At 73.6% G+C, this 22214-nt stretch carries 18 protein-coding genes; 6 read left to right on the forward strand and 12 right to left on the reverse strand.

The window, feature by feature from the left end; all coding sequences use genetic code 11:
• Nucleotides 1-5 precede the first annotated feature (5 nt).
• The 4 genes from BS83_RS48455 to BS83_RS34490 form a co-directional block, all read right to left on the reverse strand.
• Nucleotides 6-2648, reverse strand: coding sequence for an ATP-binding protein (locus BS83_RS48455; protein WP_051944541.1), 2643 nt, complete (start codon nucleotides 2646-2648; stop codon nucleotides 6-8).
• A 214-nt stretch (nucleotides 2649-2862) separates the two neighbouring features.
• The gene (locus BS83_RS34480) at nucleotides 2863-3954 is read right to left on the reverse strand and encodes an amidohydrolase family protein (RefSeq protein ID WP_037607289.1); all 1092 of its coding nucleotides are present in this window, start codon (nucleotides 3952-3954) and stop codon (nucleotides 2863-2865) included.
• Between the two features lie 2 nt (nucleotides 3955-3956).
• Nucleotides 3957-6527, reverse strand: coding sequence for an aminopeptidase N (gene pepN, locus BS83_RS34485; protein ID WP_084715200.1), 2571 nt, complete (start codon nucleotides 6525-6527; stop codon nucleotides 3957-3959).
• A 294-nt stretch (nucleotides 6528-6821) separates the two neighbouring features.
• Nucleotides 6822-8318: an aldehyde dehydrogenase family protein gene (locus BS83_RS34490; protein WP_051944542.1), complete on the reverse strand. Its 1497-nt coding sequence runs from the start codon at nucleotides 8316-8318 to the stop codon at nucleotides 6822-6824.
• Between the two features lie 438 nt (nucleotides 8319-8756).
• On the opposite strand from BS83_RS34490, the gene BS83_RS34495 reads away from it, so the two are divergent.
• Nucleotides 8757-9410: a hypothetical protein gene (locus BS83_RS34495; RefSeq protein ID WP_063774285.1), complete on the forward strand. Its 654-nt coding sequence runs from the start codon at nucleotides 8757-8759 to the stop codon at nucleotides 9408-9410.
• Nucleotides 9407-10771 (forward strand): TerD family protein, encoded by a 1365-nt coding sequence (locus BS83_RS34500; RefSeq protein WP_232248596.1) that lies wholly within the window; start codon nucleotides 9407-9409, stop codon nucleotides 10769-10771. The genes BS83_RS34495 and BS83_RS34500 overlap by 4 nt, the downstream gene beginning before the upstream one ends.
• 18 nt (nucleotides 10772-10789) lie before the next feature.
• Here BS83_RS34500 and BS83_RS34505 read toward each other — a convergent pair whose 3' ends face one another.
• Nucleotides 10790-11098 (reverse strand): hypothetical protein, encoded by a 309-nt coding sequence (locus BS83_RS34505; protein WP_157597443.1) that lies wholly within the window; start codon nucleotides 11096-11098, stop codon nucleotides 10790-10792.
• A 61-nt stretch (nucleotides 11099-11159) separates the two neighbouring features.
• Here BS83_RS34505 and BS83_RS34510 point away from each other — a divergent pair, with 61 nt between their 5' ends.
• A complete protein-coding gene (locus tag BS83_RS34510) occupies nucleotides 11160-11354 on the forward strand; it encodes a hypothetical protein (RefSeq protein WP_037607291.1) in 195 nt (64 codons plus the stop codon).
• A gap of 21 nt (nucleotides 11355-11375) precedes the next feature.
• Here BS83_RS34510 and BS83_RS34515 read toward each other — a convergent pair whose 3' ends face one another.
• Both BS83_RS34515 and BS83_RS45950 read right to left on the reverse strand, forming a co-directional pair.
• Nucleotides 11376-12137, reverse strand: a complete 762-nt coding sequence (locus BS83_RS34515) for a class I SAM-dependent DNA methyltransferase (RefSeq protein WP_037607292.1) — start codon at nucleotides 12135-12137, stop codon at nucleotides 11376-11378.
• Nucleotides 12127-12702, reverse strand: coding sequence for a hypothetical protein (locus BS83_RS45950; RefSeq protein ID WP_157597444.1), 576 nt, complete (start codon nucleotides 12700-12702; stop codon nucleotides 12127-12129). The genes BS83_RS34515 and BS83_RS45950 overlap by 11 nt, the downstream gene beginning before the upstream one ends.
• A gap of 317 nt (nucleotides 12703-13019) precedes the next feature.
• Here BS83_RS45950 and BS83_RS34525 point away from each other — a divergent pair, with 317 nt between their 5' ends.
• Entirely contained in the window at nucleotides 13020-13580 is a 561-nt protein-coding gene (locus tag BS83_RS34525) for a hypothetical protein (RefSeq protein ID WP_037607294.1), read from the forward strand.
• Nucleotides 13581-13657: 77 nt separating this feature from the next.
• On the opposite strand, the gene BS83_RS34530 is transcribed toward BS83_RS34525, so the two are convergent.
• Together BS83_RS34530 and pruA are read right to left on the reverse strand one after the other, a co-directional pair.
• A complete protein-coding gene (locus BS83_RS34530) occupies nucleotides 13658-14587 on the reverse strand; it encodes a proline dehydrogenase family protein (RefSeq protein WP_037607295.1) in 930 nt (309 codons plus the stop codon).
• Nucleotides 14588-14700: 113 nt separating this feature from the next.
• Nucleotides 14701-16329 carry an L-glutamate gamma-semialdehyde dehydrogenase gene (gene pruA / locus BS83_RS34535; protein ID WP_037610523.1) on the reverse strand — a complete coding sequence of 543 codons (1629 nt, stop codon included), beginning with the start codon at nucleotides 16327-16329 and terminating at the stop codon, nucleotides 14701-14703.
• Nucleotides 16330-16491: 162 nt separating this feature from the next.
• On the opposite strand from pruA, the gene BS83_RS48460 reads away from it, so the two are divergent.
• On the forward strand, nucleotides 16492-18168 hold the full coding sequence (locus BS83_RS48460) for a PucR family transcriptional regulator (protein ID WP_269664881.1): 1677 nt from the start codon (nucleotides 16492-16494) through the stop codon (nucleotides 18166-18168).
• A gap of 227 nt (nucleotides 18169-18395) precedes the next feature.
• On the opposite strand, the gene BS83_RS34545 is transcribed toward BS83_RS48460, so the two are convergent.
• Together BS83_RS34545 and BS83_RS34550 are read right to left on the reverse strand one after the other, a co-directional pair.
• Entirely contained in the window at nucleotides 18396-19160 is a 765-nt protein-coding gene (locus BS83_RS34545) for an alpha/beta fold hydrolase (protein ID WP_037607298.1), read from the reverse strand.
• Nucleotides 19161-19240: 80 nt separating this feature from the next.
• Complete coding sequence (locus BS83_RS34550) at nucleotides 19241-20407, reverse strand: hypothetical protein (protein ID WP_157597445.1); 1167 nt, start codon at nucleotides 20405-20407, stop codon at nucleotides 19241-19243.
• Nucleotides 20408-20562: 155 nt separating this feature from the next.
• Here BS83_RS34550 and BS83_RS34555 point away from each other — a divergent pair, with 155 nt between their 5' ends.
• Nucleotides 20563-21450 carry a hypothetical protein gene (locus BS83_RS34555; protein ID WP_037607301.1) on the forward strand — a complete coding sequence of 296 codons (888 nt, stop codon included), beginning with the start codon at nucleotides 20563-20565 and terminating at the stop codon, nucleotides 21448-21450.
• Nucleotides 21451-21461: 11 nt separating this feature from the next.
• On the opposite strand, the gene BS83_RS34560 is transcribed toward BS83_RS34555, so the two are convergent.
• On the reverse strand, nucleotides 21462-22127 hold the full coding sequence (locus BS83_RS34560) for a TetR/AcrR family transcriptional regulator C-terminal domain-containing protein (RefSeq protein ID WP_051944543.1): 666 nt from the start codon (nucleotides 22125-22127) through the stop codon (nucleotides 21462-21464).
• Nucleotides 22128-22214 lie beyond the last annotated feature (87 nt).

Consider the following 22214-nt stretch of genomic DNA (forward strand, 5'->3'; position numbering starts at 1 on the left):
CCCCGTCAACCGCCCAGCCGCGCACGGGCCGCGAGCGCCAACGCGTCCGCCGAGCAGGTCTCGGCGAGCTGCGCCGCGCGCCGGAACACCGGGGCCGCGTCGCGGTCCACTGCGTCCAGCGCGGCGGCCAGATCGAAGACCGCACGGGCCCGCTCGTAAGGGGCGGGGGCCCGCTCCAGGATGGTGACCGCCTCCTCCAGCTGCGCGACCCGCTCCTCCGGATCCACCGTCAGCTCCGCGGCCGCGCGCATCGCCACGCCGATCGCCGTCAACGTCCCGAAGCGCTCGGCGCGATCCAGCTGGTCGGCGGCCAGTTCGCGGGCGCGGGCCAGATCGCCGAGACCGGCGCAGGCCGCCGACAGCGCCCGCTCCCAGCCGCACCAGCCGGGGTTGCGCATCCCCCGACCGTCCAGGCGCGCGCCCGCCTCGCTGAGCTCCGCCTCGGCGTCCACGAACCGCCCCTGGGTGAGCAGCAGTCCGCCGCGCACCGTCTGTGCGTCGGGGAAGACCACGGCGTTGGAGTAGGGGGCGCCGAACTCGTAGCGGCCCGCCAACTCCTCGGCCTGGTCCAGTTCCCCGCGTGCGGTCAGCACCGCGATCAGCGTGCCGACCGCGTACCAGTGGGCAGGGGTGCCCTCCCCCACGCGGTTGGCGAGCTCCAGGCCGAGCCGTGCGCTCGCCTCCGCCGCCGCCAGATCGCCGGTGCGGTAGTGCACGTAGCCGAGGATGGTGTGCCCGAAGGCGAGGTGCGCGCCGCGCCAGCCCGCCTCCTCGTACTCGGCGATGCCCTGCGCGAACAGCTCCAGGGCCCGCTCGGGACGGTCGCCGTACATGTAGGTCATCGCGACCAGCACCGGAACCTCGAAGCCCCACTCCGGATGCGCCCAGCGCAGTTCGCCGCTCAGGGCCAGGTCGCTGTAGTGCAGGGCGACGTTCACCGGTTCGCCGCGCACGGTGGCGTCCCAGGCGCGCAGGCCGAGGATGTAGCGGGCGGCCATGCTGCGGTCGCCCGCGTGGTCGAGCGACTCGGCCAGCATCGCCAGCCGTTTGGAGCGCTCCTCAGAGCCCTGTTCCCAGGCGTCGAAGGCGCACCACATGAAGTTCCACACCTGCATCTTGAGCCGCACGGCCTCGTCCTCGGCGCGCTGCGCCTCGTCGGCCATGGTGGTCGCCGCCTCGGCGAGGCTGTTGCTGTGGGCCAGCGACTGGGCGAGCCTGACGCTGATCTCCTCGCGCAGGCGCACCGGGATCACCGGCTGCTGCAGGGCCGTGCGGAGCTGTCCTGCGGTGGCCGCCGGGTCGTAGAGCAGTGTCGAGCAGCCGAGTTCGAAGAGCACCGCGGCCCGCTCGGCGACCGGCGGAGGCTCCGCGGCCGCCCTGGCCAGGCAGCGCTGCGCGGTCTCCGGCGCACCGGACTGCATGAACAGCCGTGCCGCCGCCCGCAGCTGCTCGACGCGGCCCGCGTCGCCCTGCGGCGGGACCTCAAGCCAGTGCCGCACCGCGACGACGGGGCTGCGGCCTGCCTCAAGGACCGACCAGGCGGCCCGGTCGTGCAGCCGGGCCCGGGTCTCCTCGGGGATGCTGTGGTAGACGGAGGTGGCGATCAGCGGGTGGACGAACTCCAGGATCCGCCGCCCCGTCAGAATGCGGGCGGCGCGCAGCTTCTCGGCCGCAGCCTCGGCCTCCGACGGACGCTGCGAGGCGACGACCGTCGCCAGGTCCATCGGCGTGGCGATGCCCAGCACGGCGACCGCGTGCGCCAGGTCGACGGCCCCGTGGCCCAGCCGCCGCAGGCGGGCGATCAGCCCGTGTCCGGTGTTCTCCGAGGCGAGTTCGCGCAGCTGCCCCCAGGACGCCTCGGCCGGGGCGATGCCGCGGTCGCGCGCCTCGGCGACCAGCTGGACGGTCTCGAAGGGGTTGCCGCCGGTCACCGCCCAGATCTCGCGGGAGAAGCCGTCCTCGACGGTGCTGTGCCCGCCGTCCTGCGTGTACATCTCGCGGACCAGCGCGTCCACGGCCTCGGGGGTGAGCGCGGAGAGGCCGAGCGGCTGCACCCCGTTGTCACCGGCCATGCCGCGGAAGGCGTCGGCCCAGTCGGGCAGTTCGTCCGGCCGGTAGGCGACGACGAGCAGCACCGGCAGTTCGGCCACCCGGGAGGCGAACGCGGCGAGCCAGGTCAGCGACTCGGCGTCGGCCCAGTGCGCGTCGTCCACGAGCAGCACGAGCGGTCCCCTGGACACGGCGAGGTTGGTGACGACCCAGTCCAGGCCGTCCCGCACGCCCTGCGGGTCGGGGGCGCCACCGGTCGCGTCGAGGCCGAGTGCGGCGCCGACGATCTCGTACCAGCCGCCGAGAAGCTCCCGACGGCCCTCCTCGCCGGACTCCTCCAGCAGCGTCCGCAGCAGTCCCCGTACGACGCTGAACGCGGAGCCCTGCTCCTGCTCGCCACCACGGCTGTGGAGCACGAGCAGACCTGCGGCCTCGGCGTCTCTGCGAACGGCGGCGAGCATCGTCGTCTTCCCGAGACCGGCGGCCCCGGTCACCACGAGCAACCGCTCGCTCCCCGCCCCGGCCCGCCCCTCGGCCAGCTCCGCGACGGCCGCGCGTACGGCAGCCAGTTCGATGTCCCGTTCCAACAGCAGACGCACGCTGACCTCCGTGTTCCACGTTCCGCGTTCGAGCGTAGTACGCAGAGAGATCGCGCGATGGGCAGTTGCACCACCTCACGGGGGCGCGGCCCCCTCAAGGGGCGCGGGAGGTGCACGAGTGACCACCGGCGTGCGGACGGTCCTCGACGGCGGAGCCGTCCGCGCAGGGCGGTCGCTCGCACATTTGCTCGCGCACCTCGAGGAAAGTGCAACCTCAGATGGTCAACTGGCGGCCGTTCAGGACGATGGCCCTGGGGTCGAGGAGGACGTCCACGTTCTCGCGGGGGTCCTCCGCGTAGACCACCAGGTCGGCGGGCGCGCCCTCGTCGAGGCCGGGACGGCCCAGCCAGGACCGCGCGCCCCAGGTCGTCGCGGACAGGGCGGCCAGCCGTGGGAGGCCCGCCCGCACCAGCTCGCCCACCTCCTGGGCGACCAGCCCGTGCGGCAGGGAGCCGCCCGCGTCGGTGCCGGTGAAGACGGGGATGCCCGCCTCGTACGCGGCCGCCACCGTCGCGTACCTGCGCGCGTGGAGTGCGCGCATCGTGCCGGCGTAGGCCGGGAACTTGGACTCCCCCGCCGCCGCGTGCTCGGGGAAGTGCGCGATGTTGACCAGCGTCGGAACGATCGCCACGCCGCGCTCGGCGAATAGCGGGATGGTGTCCTCGGTCAGACCCGTCGCGTGTTCGATGCAGTCGATGCCCGCCTCGACGAGGTCCCGCAGGGCCTCCTCGCCGAAGACGTGCGCCGTCACGCGCGCGCCCTCCGCGTGCGCCGCTGCCATCGCCAGTTCGAGTGACTCGCGCGGCCAGCAGGGCGCGAGGTCGCCCCGGTCGCGGTCGATCCAGTCCCCGACGAGCTTGACCCAGCCGTCGCCGCGCCGCGCCTCCTGGGTGACGTAGGCCGCCAGCTCCTCGGGCTCGATCTCGTGCGCGTAGTTCCGGATGTAGCGGCGGGTGCGGGCGATGTGACGGCCGGCCCGGATGACCTTCGGCAGGTCCTCGCGCTCGTCCAGCCAGCGGGTGTCCGCCGGGGAGCCCGCGTCGCGCAGCAGCAGCGCGCCGGCCTCGCGGTCGGCCAGGGCCTGCTTCTCGCTGGTGGCCTCGTCGACCGCACCGTGCCCGTCGAGACCGACGTGGCAGTGCGCGTCGGTGAGCCCCGGCAGCACCCAGCCCCTGATGCTCTGCACCTCGGTGCCAGGGCCCGGAGCGGTGAAGCTGATCCGGCCGTCGATCACCCAGAGTTCGTCCCTGACGTCCTCAGGTCCGACCAGGATCCGGCCGCGGACGTGCAGTACCGGCTTGCCCATCGTCACTTCCCCTCCGTCCCGCCCGACGCCGCCTCACCCGACGCCGTCCCGCCCGAGTCGGTCCCTCCCGATTCGGAGCCGTCCACCGTCCGTCCGCGCACCGCCCGGCGCAGGTCGTCCAGCCGGTCCGTCAGGCCGCGCCGCAGCGCCGCGCCCAGGTCGTCGCGGGAGAGCTGGCGCTCGCCCTGGCCCAGCGTCTCCGCCGTCGCCGCGTACATCGGGAAGCCGGCCTGGGTCGTCAGGGTGCGCGCGACCGCCGCGCCACGGCGCTGGGCCACGGCCACCGCGTCGGGGAAGAAGCGTCCCGGCAGTCCGAGCTCGTCCAGCAGCTCCCGCTGCTCCGGCTGCCACAGGCCGTCGATCGTGGCGGCCAGCAGGTAGTTGGACAGCTCGTCCGCGAACACGGCCTCCCAGGCGGCCAGCTTGTTCTCGCGCGAGGGCAGCGCGGCCCGGCAGCGGGCGGCGCCCTCGGTGCTGGTCGCGCTGGGGTCGCGGGCCACCTCTGCCGCGATCTCGGTCTCTCCGGCCGCGCCGAGCACGCACAGGCGCAGCAGCAGCTGCCAGCGCAGGGCGGGGTCCAGCTCGGGTCCGCCGGGAACCGCGCCGTCCTCCAGCCACTCGCGCAGTTCCGCCTGCTCGGCGGGGGTCGTCGCGGAGCCGAGCAGGCCGCGCACGGCCACCAGGCGCAGGCCGGTCGTGGTCTCGTCGCCCTCGGTGCGGCGCAGCAGCGCCCGGCACACCTCGACGATCACCGCGAGCGCCCACGGGCGGCGGCTCGGCGGCAGGTACTGGTCGGCCACGACGGTGCGGGCGAAGGCGAGCACGTCCTGGACCAGGTGGACGGAGTCCTCACCCGGCAGGTGCGCGGCGACGAGCTCGAGGTAGGCCGAACCCGCAAGCTCGCCGTCGCGGACCTGGTCGCGCGCGCTGTTCCAGAGCACGGCGCGGGCGAGCTCGTCCGGGATCCGGCCGAGCGACTCCCTGACGGCGGACCAGGACTTCTCGTCCAGACGGATCTTGGCGAAGGCGCGGTCGGTGTCGTCGGGCACCAGCAGTTCGCCGCGCGGCTCGGGCAGCGGCGTCGGCGTGCCGGGGACCAGTTCCAGCTCCTTGCGGTGCCGCAGCGTCAGCGCACCGCCCGGCAGCCGGTCGTAGCTGCCGACGGTGATCAGGTGCGGCCGCAGGCTGCCGTCCGCAGAGGTCTGCTGCAGGAAGCCGTCCACCGGCTGCAGGGTGTCCACCCCGGTCGTGCGCAGCCAGCTCTCCGCCCAGCCGTGCACGTCGCGCCCGCTCGCGCCGGCCAACGCCTGGAGCAGGTCGTCGAGCGTGGCGTTGCCGAAGGCATGGGCCTCGAAGTGCCGGTTCACGCCCTCGAAGAAGGCCTCGTCGCCGAGCCAGGCGACCAGCTGCCGCAGGGCGGCGGCGCCCTTGGCGTAGGAGATGCCGTCGAAGTTCTGGAGCGCGTCGGCGGTGTCCGCGACGCCCTCGGGTGCGACGGGGTGGGTCGAGGGGCGCTGGTCGGCGTCGCGGCCCCAGGCCTTGGTGCTCGCGAAGGCGGTCCAGGCTCCGGTGAATCTGGTGGAGTCGGCGACGACGCGGAAGCCCATGTACTCGGCGAAGGACTCGTTCAGCCAGAGGTCCTCCCACCAGCGCATGGTGACCAGGTCGCCGAACCACATGTGCGCCATCTCGTGGGCGACGATCATCGCCCGGTGCTCGCGCTCGGTCTCGGGCACGGCGGAGCGGAAGAGCAGGGTGTCCCTGAAGGTGACGCAGCCGGGGTTCTCCATCGCGCCGACGTTGAACTCCGGCACGAAGCACTGGTCGTAGCCGCCGAAGGGGTACCGCTGCCGGAAGAGGGCGTGGTACGCGTCGAAGCACTGCCGGGTGACGGTGAGCAGCTCCTCGGCGTCCGCGTCGAGGTAGGGCGCGAGCGAGCGGCGGCAGTGCAGGCCGAGGGGGATGCCGTCGTGCTCGGCGCGCACGGAGTGCAGCGGACCGGCGACGACGCAGACGAGGTAGCTGCTGATCGGGGCGGTCGGCGCGAAGCTCGTCCGCACGGCGGAGTCACCGGCCTGCTCGCGCTCGCCGGTGCCGTTGGCGACCACGGTCCAGGCGGCGGGCGCCGTGACGGCGACCTGGTAGGGCGCCTTCAGGTCCGGCTGGTCGAAGGCGGCGAAGACGCGCGGTCCGTCGTCGAGGAACGCCTGGGTGTAGACGTAGACCTCGCCGTCGGCGGGGTCCACGAAGCGGTGCATGCCCTCGCCGGTGCGGGAGTACGCCATGTCGGCGTCGACCACCAGCTCGTTGTCGGCGGCGAGCGCGTCCAGCGGGAACCGGCCGTCGTCCAGGGCGGCCCGGTCCAGCTCCCTGCCGTTGAGCACGACCCGACGCAGCGTGTCGGCCTTCACGTCCACGAAGGTGCGCGCGCCGGGCGTGCGGCAGCTGAACTTGATCACCGTCTCCGAGCGGAACACCTCGGCCCCGACGGTGAGATCCAGTTCGACGGACACGGAGCGGACGTCGAGCAGCCGCCGGCGTACCTCGGCTTCGGCGCGGGTGAGGGCAGACATGGGGATCATGCTATGCGCTCCGCCCACGCCCGTACCCTCTCCGCAACGTCCCGCCACGGCTCCCCCGAGCCGCTCCCTGCCGGGCCCCGACCGCCGCGCCGACCGGCGCCCCGAGGCGCCGCCCGAGCGGCACCCCGGGCGGACCTGGAACGGAACCGTCCGCCGGAGCCCCCACGGCGGACCGGGCTCCGGGCCCAAACGTGACCGCTCGGGGCCGGCCCAGCCACCACGGGCCGGGCCCAGCCACCGACGGGAGCGACCGCCGCTCTCCGGCCTGCGGGCCGAACGGCGCGGTTACGCCTGCGGGTGGAGCTGCGCGGGCAGGCTCTGGAAGGCCACCGGGCGGAGCCAGCGCTGGACCGCCGCGCCGCCGACGGAGGTGCCGGAGGAGGTCGCCGCCGGGTAGGGGCCGCCGTGCTGCATGGCGTCGGCGACCGCGACGCCCGTGGGCCAGCCGCCGAAGAGCACACGTCCGGCGAAGGCGGCCAGCGTGCCGAGCCAGGCGGGGGCGTCCGGGTCGTCGGCCGTGGTGTGCAACGTCGCGGTGAGGCAGCCCTCCATCCGCCCGAGGACCGCCACCGCCTCGACCGCGTCGGCGTAGCGGACCAGCACCGTCGTCGGGCCGAAGCACTCCTCCAGCAGTTGCTCGTGGGAGCCGTGCAGCGCGGCCTCCGCGGGCACGCTGAGCACGCCGGCGCGCACCGCGAGCGGCGCCTCCGCCGTGCCCGCCGCTCCCGCGGGCGCGAGCGTCTGCACCTCGCTCAGCGCGGCGCGAGCCGCGAAGCCGTCCAGGAAGGCCTCGCGCATCCGCTCGTCGAGCAGGACGCCCGCCGGGACCTGCGCCGTCGCGTCGGCGACCGCCTTCGCGCAGGCGTCCCCCGCCGGTCCGGCCGGCAGCAGCACCAGGCCCGGCTTGGTGCAGAACTGCCCCATCCCGAGGGTGAACGAACCGACCAGTCCCGCGGCCAGCTGCTCCGGCGCGGCGGCGGACTCGGCGAGGGCGGCTGGAGTGACCAGGACCGGGTTCACACTGCCCAGCTCGCCGTGGAAGGGGATCGGCCGCGGGCGGGTGACCGCCAGGTCGAACAGGGCGCGGCCGCCGCGCGACGAGCCGGTGAAGCCGACGCCGGACAGCAGTGGGTGCCGGACCAGCTCCGGGCCCGCCGCGAAGCCGTGGACCAGCCCGATGACGCCCTCGGGCAGGCCGGTCCCGACGGCCGCCGCGCGCAGCGCCGCCGCCACGAGCTCGGAGGTCTCCGGGTGGTCGGGGTGGGCCTTGACGACCACCGGGCAGCCGGCCGCCAGCGCGCTCGCGGTGTCGCCTCCGGGGACGCTGAACGCGAAGGGGAAGTTGCTCGCCGCGAAGACCCCGACGACGCCGAGCGGCAGCTGCACCCGGTAGAGGTCGGGACGGGGCGGGGTCAGGCCGGGGTCGGCGGTGTCCGTCCGGATGTCGAGGAAGCCCCCGGCGTCGGCGGCCCGGTCGACCAGGTCGGCGAAGTAGCGCAGTTGGAAGACGGTGCGGGCGAGTTCGCCGGTGAGGCGCACCGTGCCGAGACCCGTCTCCGCGTCCGCGGCCGCGATCAGCGACTCGCTGCGGGCCTGCAGCTGCGCGGCGGCGGCGCGCAGGAGTGCGGACCGGCGCGCGCGGTCGGCGAGCGCCGGCAGCGCGGCGTGCGCCGCGCGGACGGCGGCGTCGACCGCCGCCGGGCCCGCGGCCACGGCGACCGGCGCATCGCCGCGCCGCTCGCCCGTTCGGGGATCGAGACTCCAGACCGACTCGGCGCTCATCGCGCACCCTCCTGCCGCTCGGCGAAAGCATCCAGTGCACTGCTATGTCACATGACTCTACCTCGCCGCCCGGCCGCCGACGGCCCCGGCCGCCCCACCACCGGCCGTCCGTCGCACGAGCGGGCGACGGATCGCGGCCAGGTCGCTCGGCGAGCCGGACGGGAGGTGTGAGCCGGACGGTCGCCCACGGACGCTGTCAGTCCCAGCGGCTAGACCGGAACGCACGCACACCACGCGCAACGCACGGCACGACACCGCCAGGGGGTGGCCATGAACGCCGACACTCCACGCACGCCCCACACTCCCCCTACCCCGCTTTCTCGCGACACCCCACTTTCCGCTCCCTCCCCACGCCCTCCCCTCTCCCCGCCGACCGCCCCCGCCGACCACCGCTGTCTCTCCCTCGCCGGGCTGCGCCACCGCGGCTGGACGCCGAGCATGGTCGGCAAACTGCTCGGCGCGCCCGACAGGACCGTCCGCAATCCGCATTTCCACGGCGCGGCCCCGTCCCGCCTCTACGCCCTCGCACGGGTCGAGGCCGCCGAGGCCACGGACGCCTACGCCGCGCTGGCCTCCGCCGCCGCGCGCCGGGCCTCCTGTTCGCGCGCCGCCGCCGACCGCCGCCGCCGGGCCGTGCTCGCGGAGGTCGAAGGCCTCTGCATCCGGGTCCCTAGGCTCGCGCCGGACGCACTTACCTCCCGGGCGGTCGCCCACCGCAACCGCCGTGACGCGCAACGCGCCTGTCGCCGCGTCGACCACACGCCCGCGCCCGCCAGCCCCGACGCCGCGGAGCCCGGCGCGCTGCGCCGTTGGCAGGTCAACTACCTGCGTCACGCGCTCACCGACTACGACGCCGTCCTGGACGGTCTGGCGGGAACAACCGGGCGGGCCGAGGCGGAGCTGCTGCTGCGCCGCCGGGTCTACGAGGCCATCGGCGCGGCGTATCCGCACCTCGCGGCGGAGTGCCGCAGGCAACTCAACGAGCGTCAACCCCCTCCGTCGGCCGCCCGCAACAGCTACGGTGTGGGCGAGGCCGGGCCCGTCGGCCCGCCCGACCCACGAGACCAGCAGCATCCATGGAGGCCCACGTGACCGCAGTACTCGGCTCCGGCGGCAACGTCCCGCTGAGCGCCCTCCGGGTCACCGTGGAGGTTTCCGCGCCGCGGGCGCTGGACGTCTCCGCGCTTCTGGTCACCGCCTCCGGCAAGGTTCGTTCGGACGCGGATCTGATCTTCTTCAACGCCCCTGAGGGCCCCGGCGTCCGCTGGACGCCGGGCGGCGGGGTCACCGTCGAGACCGGCGCGGTCCCGGCGGAGATCGACAAGATCGTCGTCACCGCCAGCCTGGACGACCCCGCGGCGACCTTCGCGGGCACGGAGCCGACGGCGACGGTGCGCGACGCGGCCTCGGGCGAGACCCTGGCCACCTTCACTCCCGCCCAGCTCGGCGTGGAGACGGCGCTGGTCGTGGTGGAGATCTACCGGCGCGCCGGCGCGTGGAAGCTGCGCGCGGTCGGCCAGGGCTACGCGAACGGCCTGGCGGGCATCGCGACGGACTTCGGCGTCGAGGTCGACGACCCGGGCCCGGCCACCGCCCAGGCCCCCGCCGCACCGGTCACCCCGGCCCCGGTCGCGCCGCCGGCGACCCAGGTCCGGGAGCCCGCCCCGGCACCCGCCGCTCCCCCGGCCTGGGAGCAGCAGCCGGCTCCGGTCGCGCCCCCCGTGTGGGAGCAGCCGCAGTCCCCTGCGCCCGTGACTCCCCCGGCCTGGGAGCAGCCGCAGTCCCCGACGCCGGTCACTCCGCCCGCCTGGGAGCAGCAGCCCGCGCCGGTGGCTCCGCCCGCTCCGCAGGCGCCCGCCGCGCCCGCGGGTCCGCCGCGGGTCACTCTCGACAAGGGCCGTGTCTCGCTCACCAAGGGCGGCTCGGTCTCCCTGGTCAAGGACGGCAAGCCGTTCCTGGCCTCGGTCCGGATGGGCCTCGGCTGGGAGCCCGCCCGGCATGCGCGCAGCATCGACCTCGACGCCTCCGTCATCGCCTACGACGGCCAGCGCAACGAGTTGGAGAAGGTCTGGTTCAGCCACAAGACCGCCTTCAACCACGCGATCCAGCACGCGGGCGACAACCTGACGGGCGAGGGCAGCGGCGACGACGAGACCATCGTGGTCCACCTGTCGGCCCTCCCGCCGCAGGTCTCCGGCCTGGTCTTCACCGTGAACTCCTACAGCGGCCAGAAGTTCACCGACATCAAGAAGGCCTACTGCCGCCTGGTCGACGCGACGACCAACGCCGAACTGGTCCGCTTCGACCTCACGCAGTCCGAGCCGCGCACCGGCGTCCTGATGTGCAAGCTGGTGCGCATGCTGACCGGCGAGTGGGTGATGACGGGTCTCGGCGTCTACGCCGACGGCAAGACCGTCAAGGAGATGATCCGGGTCGGGGCCGCCGCGCTCTGACACGGGCCGGACGGAGCGTCAGTCGCCGAGGTGCGTCCACACCTCGGCCTCGACGCCCTTCTCCCGCAGCCACCGCCGGACACCGGGCGTGATCTCCTCGCTGCGGCCCTCCAGCCGCCGCAGCAGCTCGCGCCCGGTCGTGGCGCCGAGCACCCGCATCAGCTCCGGCACGTGCGCGGCGCGCACGGTGACGACGTACTCGTACTCGGGCAGCCCCGGCTGCAGATCCTGCCCCTCGAACACGAGATCTCCGTCGGCCCGCAGCACCGCGCTGAGGTACCGGTGCGGGGTCGCGCGCAGCCGCACGCGCCGCTCATCCCTGCCCACCGAACTCCCCTCCCAAACAACTCGCGTGCCCGCTGTCAGTGGGACGCGATAGGTTCGACTCATGCTGAACGTGGACACGGTCACCGTCCTCTCCCCCGCCGACCTGGCGAACGCCCGCATCCGGGCGCTCCTCGCCGGCGCGTCCCGCCGTGGCCTCGACGCGGACGAACGCCTCCTGTACGGACGGCTGGTGGACGAGTACCTGCTGGCCAGGCAGCGTGAGCGGCTGCCCGTCCAGATAGCCGTCGCGGCCTGACCGAGGGGGCCTGGGCCGGCCTCAGTCGGCCGGCTTCTCCCACACCGAGACATGCGCGGCACTGTCGTCGGCGAACGGGCGGCGGGACCAGCCCTCCCAGCGGTCGCGCAGCCGCAGCCCGGCGAGCCGGGCCATCAGGTCGAGTTCGGCCGGCCAGACGTACCGGAAGGGAATCTCACTGCGCGTCCCGCGACCGTCCGCGGAGATCTCGATGTAGTGGCAGGTCATCGCCTGGGTGGTGACGTCGTAGACGGAATAGGCCCACTCGGTCTCGCTCGCCTGGAACGGCACGACGTTCTGCCCGGCCGGGAGCTTGCGCAGCTCGGGGACCATGACCTCGACGACGAAGCAGCCGCCCGGTTCCAGGTGCTTCGCGACGTTGCGGAAGCAGGAGACCTGAGCCTCCTGGCTGGTGAGGTTCATGATGGTGTTGTAGACGAGATACGCCAACGAGAAACGACCACCGCCACGCGCCTCGGGTTCCACCTCGGTCGTGGCGAAGTCACCGATGGACACGCCGATCTCCGAGCCCCCGGGCTTGGCCCGCATCCGGGCCACCATCGCCCGGGACAGCTCGATGCCGTGGACCGGCACCCCGCGCCGCGCCAGCGGCAGCGCGATGCGCCCCGTCCCGACACCGAGCTCCAGCGCCCGGCCGCCGCCCGCGAGCTCGGCCAGCACGTCCACGGTCGCCTCGATCACGTCGTGGCGGAACTCGGGGTCCGACGCCCCGTCGTACTGCTCGGCTACGGCCTCTCCGAAGAACCCGTTCTCATCGCTCACCGTCGGACCGTACCGCCGCGACGACCGACCCCGCCGGGATTTTCCACCCACCCCGCCAGACCTCGACGTCGAGGCCCTTCGTACACCCGGCGTTCGTCACCGCTACGGGGCAACACGGCGCTGAAACCGTCACCCCCGCAGCCTCCGCACGGTTGCTCCTGTCATGACGCTCATGCTGCCCAAGCTCGGCACAGGCCTCGTGCCCGTCCAGTACAGCCGCCATCGCCGCCCCCACCCGGACGAGCCGCTCTTCGCCACCCTCGCCGCCGAGTGGCGCACCGCCGGCCGCATGGTGCCGGGCGAACGGGACCGTGAATGGGCCGACCTGACCGTCCGCGCACCCGCGCCGCGCGGGTAACCCGAAGGTGCCCTGCGAAGGATCGTCCCAGACCATCGGGTCCTGGCCCGTCGCCGACCAGCCGGGAGTGGTGTCGTTGGACCAACCGTTGCAGCCGAGGTCGGCGACACAGGTCGTGTTGTTGTCCGCGTTGACCCGGTAGACCTGCATGCACACGTCGATCGGCATGCCGTTCGGGTTCTGGACATACGTGTTGCCCGTGATCACGTCGACGCCCTCCGGCGCCCAGCCCTCCGAGCAGGCTTGAGGAGAATGCCGCCCGGTTCTGGCCTCCCCCGCCAAAGGTCATGGACCCGCCATGAACATGGAAGCCCGGCCACTTCGCGTGCCACCCGACCCACCGAAGCAGCACCGCCCACCCACCGTGGAAAGAGCCGCATCCAGTGCATTGTGAGCAGCCGCCAGGCGCAGGAGCCGAGTGGGCCCCGGCCCGGCGGGAAGCGATGATCAAGGGGGCGGCGGCCGGGGAGGCACTTTGCTCTTGTAGGCTCTGCCGCCGTTGACCAGCAAAGAAAGGGGCAGCCGTGCGCGCAGCCCGTTACCTCGCGGCGAGCCTTCTCGCAGGCTCCGTCGGGATCGTCGGTGTGGTGCCGGCCGCTCATGCGACCGCAGCGAAACCGGCCGCTCTCGACCGCATCGTCGGCCAACTGCAGATGTGGGTCAACGGCCTGCCGCAGGCCGTGAGTCGCGGTCGCACCATCGAGACGACCATCTGGTATCGACAGCAGTCACCGGACCGCCTGGCGGCGGACGCGTTCCTGCTGCACATCCAGAACGCGGCGTCGCCGGCCAACAGCACTCCCCCGGGCGTGTCCGTCAGCTGGCTGGACCCGATCACCGGCAGCTGGACGAAGTCCACGTCCACGGCTGGGGGCTGGTACCAGTTGCACCTCCCGCAGTCGACTCCGGTCTGGGTGACCTCCGGGTATTTTGCCCATGTGCAGGCGCGGATCACGTTCAGCTCGAACGCGCGCCCGGGCACCTGGCACGTCACGCCCTACCTGGGCGAGTGGTGGCTGGCCGGTGGCAACGTGCTCGACGCGGTCACCTACACACCGGTCCAGCACACGCTCTCGCTTCGCTAGCAGGCAGCAGGCCGAGGACCGGGAACACGAATGCGGCGGAGCCGTGAGCAGCTCCGCCGCACTTCAGGTGCCGCTGATCAGTTCTTCGTCGCCAGCGCCCGCAGGAAGAACGTGAGGTTCGCGGGGCGCTCCGCCAGGCGGCGCATGAAGTAGCCGTACCACTCGGTGCCGTAGGGCAGGTAGACGCGCATCGTCGCGCCCTCGCCGACCAGGCGCTCCTGCTCCTCCGGGCGGATGCCGTAGAGCATCTGGTACTCGAAGGAGTCCGCCTTGCGGTCGTTGGCGGCCGCGAGCTCGCCGGCGATGCGGATGAGGCGCGGGTCGTGCGAGGCGACCATCGGGTAGCCCTCGCCCGCCATCAGCACCTTCAGGCAGCGGACGTAGGCCAGGTCGACGTCCGCCTTCTTCTGGAACGCCACCGACGCGGGCTCCTGGTAGGCGCCCTTGCACAGGCGGACACGGCTGCCCGGGCCGCTGAACTCCGCGCAGTCGGCCTCGGTGCGGTGCAGGTAGGCCTGGAGGACGACGCCGAGCCAGGGGAAGTCCGCCCGCAGTTCCCTGGCGATGGCCAGGGTGGAGTCGGTGGTGGTGTGGTCCTCCATGTCGAGGGTCACCGTGGTGCCCACGGCCGCGGCCGCCTCGCAGATGCGGCGGGCGTTGTCGAGGGCGACCTTCTCGCCCTCCTTCGGCAGGAACTGACCCACCGCCGACAGCTTCACCGAGACCTCGGCGCGGTCGGCCAGACCGGTCTCGCCGAGCGCGGCGAGCAGCTTCTCGTAGGCCTCGGCCGTGCCCGCGGCCTGCGCGGCGTCGGCGGTGTCCTCGCCCAGGTGGTCGAGGGTGATCCGGCGGCCGGTGGCGAGCATCCGGTCGGTGACGGCGACGCCCTGCTCCAGGGTCTCGCCGGCGACGAAGCGGTCCACGATGGCGCGGGTGGGCGGCAGCTGCTCGATGAGCTTGCGCGAGCGCGGGGAGCGCGAGGCCGCCAGAAGGGTGGTGCGGAGCATGTCAACCCCAGGGGTGGTGGGAGAAGCGACAGGAAAGTGAGGAGGCCCGGGCCGCGCCCCCTCCGAGGGGTGGTGAGGGGGCGCGGCGGCTCGGTCGGGCCGGACAGGGACCGTCAGGCCATGTGGGGGTAGCGGTAGTCCGTCGGCGGGACGAAGGTCTCCTTGACCGAACGGGCCGAGGTCCAGCGCAGCAGGTTCTGCGCGGCGCCCGCCTTGTCGTTCGTGCCGGAGGCGCGCCCGCCGCCGAAGGGCTGCTGACCGACGACGGCGCCGGTCGGCTTGTCGTTGATGTAGAAGTTGCCGGCCGCGAAGCGCAGCTTCTCCATCGTCGCGGCGATGACCGTGCGGTCCGTGGCGAAGACGGCGCCGGTGAGACCGTAGGTGGAGACGGACTCCATCTGCTCCAGCATCGCGTCCCAGGCCTCGTCCTCGTAGACGTGGACGGCGAGGACCGGGCCGAAGTACTCCTCGCGGAAGTACTCCGCCGCCGGGTCGGCGCAGACCAGCACGGTCGGGCGGACGAAGTAGCCCACCGAGTCGTCGCAGGTGCCGCCGGCCAGGATCTCGACGTCCGCGTCGGCCGCGGCACGCTCCAGCGCGGCGCGGTTCTTCTCGAACGCGCGGGCGTCGATGACGGCGCTCATGAAGTTCGACAGGTCGCTGACGTCGCCCATGGTCAGCGCCTCCGTGGTGGCCCGGACGTCGTCCTTGATCTGGGCCCAGAGCGAGGCGGGGACGTAGGCACGGGACAGCGCCGAGCACTTCTGGCCCTGGAACTCGAACGCGCCGCGGACCAGCGCGGTGCTGAGCGCGGCCGGGTCGGCGCTCGGGTGGGCGACCAGGAAGTCCTTGCCGCCGGTCTCGCCGACCAGGCGCGGGTAGGAGCGGTAGGACGCGATGTTCTCGCCGACCGTCTTCCACAGGTGCTGGAAGGTGGCGGTCGAGCCGGTGAAGTGGATGCCGGCCAGCTCCGGGCGCTTCAGCACGATCTCGGAGACGGCCAGGCCGTCGCCGGTCACCATGTTGATGACGCCCTTGGGCAGGCCCGCCTCCTCCAGCAGCTGCATCAGCAGGTGCGCGGCGAACTGCTGCGTCGGGGACGGCTTCCAGACCACCGTGTTGCCCATCAGCGCGGGCGCGGTCGGCAGGTTGCCGGCGATCGCGGTGAAGTTGAACGGCGTGATGGCGTAGACGAAGCCCTCGAGCGGGCGGTGGTCGGTGCGGTTCCACACGCCGGGCGAGGAGACCGGCTGCTCGGCCAGGATCTGGCGGGCGAAGTGCACGTTGAAGCGCCAGAAGTCGACCAGCTCGCAGGGGGTGTCGATCTCCGCCTGCTGCGCGGTCTTGGACTGGCCGAGCATGGTGGCCGCGGCCAGCGTCTCGCGCCAGGGGCCGGAGAGCAGGTCGGCGGCGCGCAGGAAGACGGCGGCGCGGTCGTCGAAGGAGAGCGCCCGCCACGCCGGACCGGCGGCCAGCGCCGCCTCGACGGCGTCACGTGCGTCGTCCTGGGTGGCGTTGCGCATGGTGCCCAGCACGGCCGCGTGGCGGTGCGGCTGGACGACGTCGATCGGCTCGCCGCCGCCCAGACGCTTCTCGCCGCCGATGGTCATGGTCAGCTCGACCGGCGGCTGCGCACCGAGCCGCTTCAGCTCCGCCTCGAGCCGCGCCCTCTCGGCGCTGCCCGGCGCATAGCTGTGCACCGGCTCGTTCACCGGCGTGGGGATCTGGGTCACAGCGTCCAACACGCGCGTGCTCCTCGTTGAGCTCTCTGGGACATCCCGGACGCAGAGCTCCCGCATACGTTGATTCGTACGGGTAGGTCCGGAAACGCGGTTCTCGCGTCGGGACTCAACCTAGGCCTCGACGCCAGGGCTCCTCTTTGTCCAGTCGCATAAGATCTGGCCATGGAGCATGTCGGACCGGACAACCCGGAGGATCATCACCCGTTCGCCCTCACCCCTTCGGGTGGTTTGGCTGCGGGCCTTTCCGGGATCACCCTGCGGCAGCTGCTGATGTCGCTCGGCGAACCGGTCGTGGAACTCCAGTGCGCCCCGTCCGGGCTGGACGTGGAGACCGTCGACGTCGCCCTGCTCGACCCCGAGGATCCGCCGGACGCCCGCGCGGGCGAGCTGGTGCTGGCCATCGGCGTGCGCGGGCGCGCCGCGATCCCGGCGCTGCGGGCCGCGGCGCGGGCGGGCGCGGCGGCGGTCGCGGTGCGGATCGACTCGGCGGCCCAGCGCGAGACGCTGCGCGACTTCGCCGAGCAGGCGGGCGTCGCGCTGCTCTCGGTGCGCCGCGAGGTCCGCTGGGAGCACCTCGACGCGCTGGCGCGCGCCGCGCTCGGCAGCGGCCGCACCCTGCCGGCGGGCGAGACCGCCGAGGAGGGCGACCTGTTCGCGCTCGCGCAGACCACGGCGGTGCTCACCGGCGGCATCGTCAGCATCGAGGACACCGCCAACCGGATCCTCGCCTACTCCCGCTCGGCGGACTCGGACGAGATCGACGACCTGCGCCGGCTGACCATCCTCGGCTGGCAGGGCCCGGAGCCCTACCTCTCCAAGCTGCGCGAGTGGGGCGTGTTCCAGAAGCTGCGCGCCGGGGACGCGGTGGTCGCCATTGACGAACACCCCGAGCTGGGGCTGCGCCGCCGGCTGGTGGTGGCGATCAGGTCCGGCGAGCGGCAGCTGGGCACGATCTGGGTCCAGGAGGGCGCGACGCCGCTGGCCGAACGGGCCGACCAGGCGCTGCTGGGCGCCGCGCGGGTCGCCGCGCTGCAGCTGATGCGGCGTCGCCGCGAGGTCAGCTCGGAGCTGAGACTGACCCAGAACCTGCTCTCCGGGGTGCTCCAGGGCACGACGGCCGCACAGTCGCTCGCCGTTCACCTGGGCCTGGACGCGAAGCGCCCAGCCGCGGTGCTGGGCTTCGCCCTGCCGGGCTCGGACGAGCTGCACCGCGAGGAGACGCTGAGCCTGATGGCCGTGCACGCGGCGGCGCGCCACCGCAGCGCGCTGGTCGCCTCGGCGGACGACCGCGTCTACGTGCTGCTGCCTGAGCTGCCGCGCGGGATCGCGCCCGCGACGCTGATCGGCTGGGCCCGCGAACTGGCCGACGCCGCGACCCGCCATCTCGCGCCCCCGCCGGCGACCTCACCGGTCCACGGCGCGGTGGGCTCGCTCGCCCCCGGCCTGCCGGGGACCGCGGCGTCGCGCCGCGAGGCGGACCGGATTCTCGACGCGATGGCCTCCGGCCTGGTCGACGCCGAGGTGGCGGACCTGGCCCAGGTCCAGGCCCAGGTGCTGCTCGCCGAGACGCTGTCCCTGCTGGCGGCCGCGCCTGCGGTCCGTGACCCCCGCCTCGGTGCGCTGCTCGCGCACGACGCCGAGCACGGCGGCCAACTGGCCGCGTCCGTCCTGGCCTGGCTGGACGCCTTCGGCGACGTCCGCGCGGCGGCGTCGGCGCTGCACATCCACCCCAACACCCTCCGCTACCGCGTCCGCCGGGCAGAACAGCTGACCTCCCTTGACCTCTCCCGCCCGGAGGAACGGCTCCTCGCCATGCTCCAACTCCGCCTCCCGGCCTGACGCCCGGTCGCGCTCCCCCAGGGGGCGCCAGGCACTGCGCGCCCGGCGCGCGAACGCGAGCCTCTCAGAGGGCCACAAGCGAGCCCTACGCCCTTGTCGGCTTCGACAGGACGTGTGGTGTCGGCCCGGTGCGGCCGGGCGGCCGGCTCCGGACGTGCCGGGTGGCCTCGACGCAGACCTTCGGCCGGTCGGACAACCGACCCACCGGACGGCTGCGCAGCCGTTGTTCAGGAGGGCTCCGACAGGAAGGCGCCGACCTCGGCCGCGAACCGCTCGGGTGCGTCGTGGTGCACGACGTGGCCGGCCTCGAACTCGACCAGGCGCGCCGACGAGCCGCGGCGGGCGATCATCTCCCGCGCGTGTCCGGCATCCAACATGTCGCTGCGCACACCACGGAACAGCAGGGTGCGGCAGGTCACCGCGAGCCAGTCCGCCCAGTGGTCGCCGGCGAGAGCCTTCTCGGACGTCATGGCGTCGTCGATGTCGAAGGAGTAGGCCCAGCCCAGATCCGTCCGACGGAACGAGCACTCGAGGTAAGGCCCGACCCCGCCGAGCGCCGCCACCAGGGCCTCGCGCGACGGAGCGGTCGGGGGAAGACCGCGGGCGAAGCCCAGGTCGCAGTCGACGACGGCGCCGATGTCCTCCACGATCAGCCTGCTGACCCGCTCCGGGTGTCGTGCGGCGAACTGGTAGGCGTTCACGCCGCCGAGCGAGTGGCCCAGCACCGGGACCGCGCCGAGTCCGAGATGCCGGTGGAACGCGAGGAGGTCGGCGACGTAGTCGTCCCGCGCGTAGCCGGTCGGCCTGTCGGACTCTCCGTGCCCGCGCTGGTCGAGCGCGATCACCCGCCACCGCGGCGCCAGCGCGGCCGCGAGCGGCGCGAACGCGCTCGCCTCGTTGAAATGACCGTGCAGGGCGAGCAGCGGCTCGCCCTCGCCGCCGAAGTCGAGGTAGGACATCTTCCGCTCGCCCACCGTGAAGTACTCACGCATGAGCGGATCATAGGAGCCGCCACCGACAATCCAGCCGCCCGCCGCCCGCCCACAGCAGCCTCGCGCCGCCGCGAAGCGCCCTAGCGGCCCGAGTGCCACGCGTGCCAGAGGCTGAGCCAGGAGTCGCGGGACTGGAGGCGGAGTTGGACCCAGAGGCGGCCCTCCTCCGGGGAGGGGGACCGGTCGGGGCGGGAGTCGAGGTGGTAGCGGAACCAGTCCGCGCGCCACGCGCGCTGCGCCGCCGCGCTGGAGACCTCGCTCTCGAACGCCGTGAAGCGGATGCTCTCCTCCATCGCCGCGCGTCCCGCAGGTGAGTCGGGGAACCAGTCCACCGCGCTGGCCAGCGTCGTCATCTGGTTCACCATCGCGGTCACCGCCTCGTTCGCCTCGTCGTGGTCCTCCCCCGCCAGCTTCATCTGCTGGCGCACCGCGTTCTCCCACAGCTCCCCGTGCCGGCCCGTCTCGCCGCGCGGCGTCCGCGGAACCCGGTGCTCGCGCAGCGCCGACTCGGTCCGCAGCGTGCCCGTCACGCAGAACTCGATCAGGCGACGATGGGCCGTCAGGCCCAGCGTCTGCTCTGCCGAGTCCCTCGGCTCGGCCGGGCGGCCGACGCCCGGGCTGCCCGCGCCGCCCTCGCGGCGCCTGCGCCGCAGCAGCAGGGCGCTGAGCAGTTCCTGACGGCCGTGGGCGTACGGGGCGAGGTCGTCGACCGCCCGGAGCGCCACCCGGTCGGGGTCGACGCCCCGGCCGGTGACCGTGAGGACCACGCCACCCGCCTCCGGCCGCGTCCTGGCGGCCCACAGCGGGCCCTCCCGGCGCAGCGTCGCGGCCACCGGCACGCCGTCGACCGGGATCAGGATCTCCGCCTCGACCACCGGCCCGGCCGGCCCCGACTCGTCGATGCCCGCGTGCGTGAACAGCCGGTCGCGTTCGTCCTCGACCAGTTCGGCCAGGCCGTACCCCGGCCCCGCCGACGCGCAGGCCTCCGCGTCCTCGGTGACGACCAGCAGCCACGGGCCCTCGACCGCGAAGGGATCGCCGTGGCAGAGCACGACCTTCGTCAGCGTGCCGTTGGTGAGCTGCCACTCGGTCAGCGCAGGCGCGGGCAGCAGCGGCGCGGTCGGGGCGTAGACGGGGAACCGGCCTCGCGACAGCGTGTCCAGGTCGGCCCGGATCGCCTGCCGCCACATGTCCTCCGGGCTCTCGAACCCTGGATCGTCGCCACCGGAACCCTCGCGATACCTCACCGCGCCTCCCCTTCTGTCGCGCGGTCCCACCCTACGGACCCTCAGGATCGCTGTGCACCATGCTGTCCGTTACCCGTACGCCGTTCGGTTGACGCCCCGCGAACGGGAGCGCACGTCTCCTGCGGGCGGCGCGGGCAAGGCCGCACGGTGTGAACATGACGCTCCTTCGACTCGTCCGGCGGCTCCTCGCCGCCGCCGCGCTCACCGCGGCGCTGGCGCCCGCCGGCACACCCGCCACGGCCGCCGCCCGCACCGCGGACCCGTACCACTGCACCACGCCCGCCCACGTCGGGGCGGGCCGCCACATCGGCGTCGCCCTCGACTGGCCGTCCCGCCCGGTCGCGCCGGGGACGACGCAGGTGCTGCGCATCCACGTCACCAACCTGGGCCGCGTGCCGACGCGGCAGCCGACGCTCGTGGTCGTGCACAACTTCGTGCCGAACGGTTTCAGCGCGCCGCCCGACGTCGACCTGGACAACTTCGGGACCGGCGTCTCCTTCACCGTTCCGGCCAGGATCCCGCCGCACAGGACCGTCACCACCCCGGTCAGGATCACGCTGGGCGCGTCGATCCCGCCGAGGGCGGCCGAACGCTGCGACGTCACCGCGTTCAACGGCGCCGACCAGGCCACCGCCGCGTACGAGGTGGTCACCGGCGACCCGGTGGTCCATCTGAAGGCGGCCGTGCTGCCCGCGCAGGGAAGGCCGGGGCAGACGATCAAGCTCCAGCTGGTGGCCGGCAACAGGGGCCCCTCGAACGAGTACGCCGGTCCCGCCGTCTACACGCTGAAGGCGCCCGAGCACACCACCTGGGCCACCCCGTCCGGCTACCGCTGCACCCCGGACGCCGCGGCGACCACGGTGACCTGCAGCTACGGCAGCGCACCGCTGACCTGGCACGACGTGCTGGAGGAGATTCCGCTCTGCATCGACCCCGACGTCCGGCCGGGCGCCGTCCTGACCGACGGCCGCGTCACCGCCACCGACCCCTTCGACCCGGAGACCTTCGACGGCGCGAACTTCGACGTCAAGGTCACTTCCTGAACCGCCGCCGCTCAGCCGGATGAGCCCGGTCGGCCTGGTCGTTCCGCCGTCCCTGCGCGGCCCGCGACGCCGTCGAGCAGCAGGCGCAGGCCCAGTTCGAAGCCGCGCCCGTCCAGGCCCTGCGCGCCGCCGCCGCGGGCGAAGGAGCCGTCCAGCGCGTCGGCCAGGGCCGGGTACGCGGGGCGGTAGTCCTCGGGGGTGCGGGTGAAGCCCGCGGTGAAGGTCTCCAGTGCGGAGCCGAGGACGAGGTAGTCCAGCGCCGCCGCGGTCTCGGCGGCGTCCGCGGGGGTGAGCCCGGCCCGGCCGAGCAGGGCCAGCAGCGCGTCGTAGCCGCGCAGTGCGCGGTCGGCCTCGACCCGGCGCCGGGCCAGCAGCGCGATCGTGTTCGGGTGCCGCAGGAAGACCGCGCGGTAGCCGCGCGCGTAGGCGGTCAGCCCCTGCCGCCAGTCGGCGGCGGCCAGCGGCGTGTGGTCGATCTCCTCGTTGACCAGCTCGGAGACCGCGTCGACCAGCGCCTCCTTGTTGTCGACATGGTTGTAGAGCGAGGCGGCCTTCACGCCCAGCCGCTCCGCGAGCGCGCGCATGGTGAGGCCGTCCGCGCCCAGCTCGTCCACCACCTGCAGCGCTGTCAGCGCGATCCGCTCACGCGTCAGCAGCGCCTTGCTCGGTCGGCCCACGCCGGAGTCCCCTCTTCCGTTCACCGCTCTCGGCGGCTATCGTGCCAGACCATCAGCACTGACTAACTAAGTTAGTTTTTTGGAGGC

This window comes from Streptacidiphilus rugosus AM-16 (assembly GCF_000744655.1).
GTDB classification, from domain to species: Bacteria; Actinomycetota; Actinomycetes; order Streptomycetales; family Streptomycetaceae; genus Streptacidiphilus; species Streptacidiphilus rugosus.

Bases quoted from the DNA above. Each gene is read 5' to 3' on its own strand.
- BS83_RS34490 (WP_051944542.1), bottom strand. From the start codon at position 8,318: ATGAGCGCCGAGTCGGTCTGGAGTCTCGATCCCCGAACGGGCGAGCGG.
- BS83_RS34530 (WP_037607295.1), bottom strand. From the start codon at position 14,587: ATGCTCCGCACCACCCTTCTGGCGGCCTCGCGCTCCCCGCGCTCGCGC.
- BS83_RS34480 (WP_037607289.1), bottom strand. From the start codon at position 3,954: ATGGGCAAGCCGGTACTGCACGTCCGCGGCCGGATCCTGGTCGGACCT.
- BS83_RS34495 (WP_063774285.1), top strand. From the start codon at position 8,757: ATGGTCGGCAAACTGCTCGGCGCGCCCGACAGGACCGTCCGCAATCCG.
- pepN (WP_084715200.1), bottom strand. From the start codon at position 6,527: ATGTCTGCCCTCACCCGCGCCGAAGCCGAGGTACGCCGGCGGCTGCTC.
- BS83_RS34545 (WP_037607298.1), bottom strand. From the start codon at position 19,160: ATGCGTGAGTACTTCACGGTGGGCGAGCGGAAGATGTCCTACCTCGAC.
- BS83_RS48460 (WP_269664881.1), top strand. From the start codon at position 16,492: ATGGAGCATGTCGGACCGGACAACCCGGAGGATCATCACCCGTTCGCC.
- BS83_RS34510 (WP_037607291.1), top strand. From the start codon at position 11,160: ATGCTGAACGTGGACACGGTCACCGTCCTCTCCCCCGCCGACCTGGCG.
- BS83_RS34555 (WP_037607301.1), top strand. From the start codon at position 20,563: ATGACGCTCCTTCGACTCGTCCGGCGGCTCCTCGCCGCCGCCGCGCTC.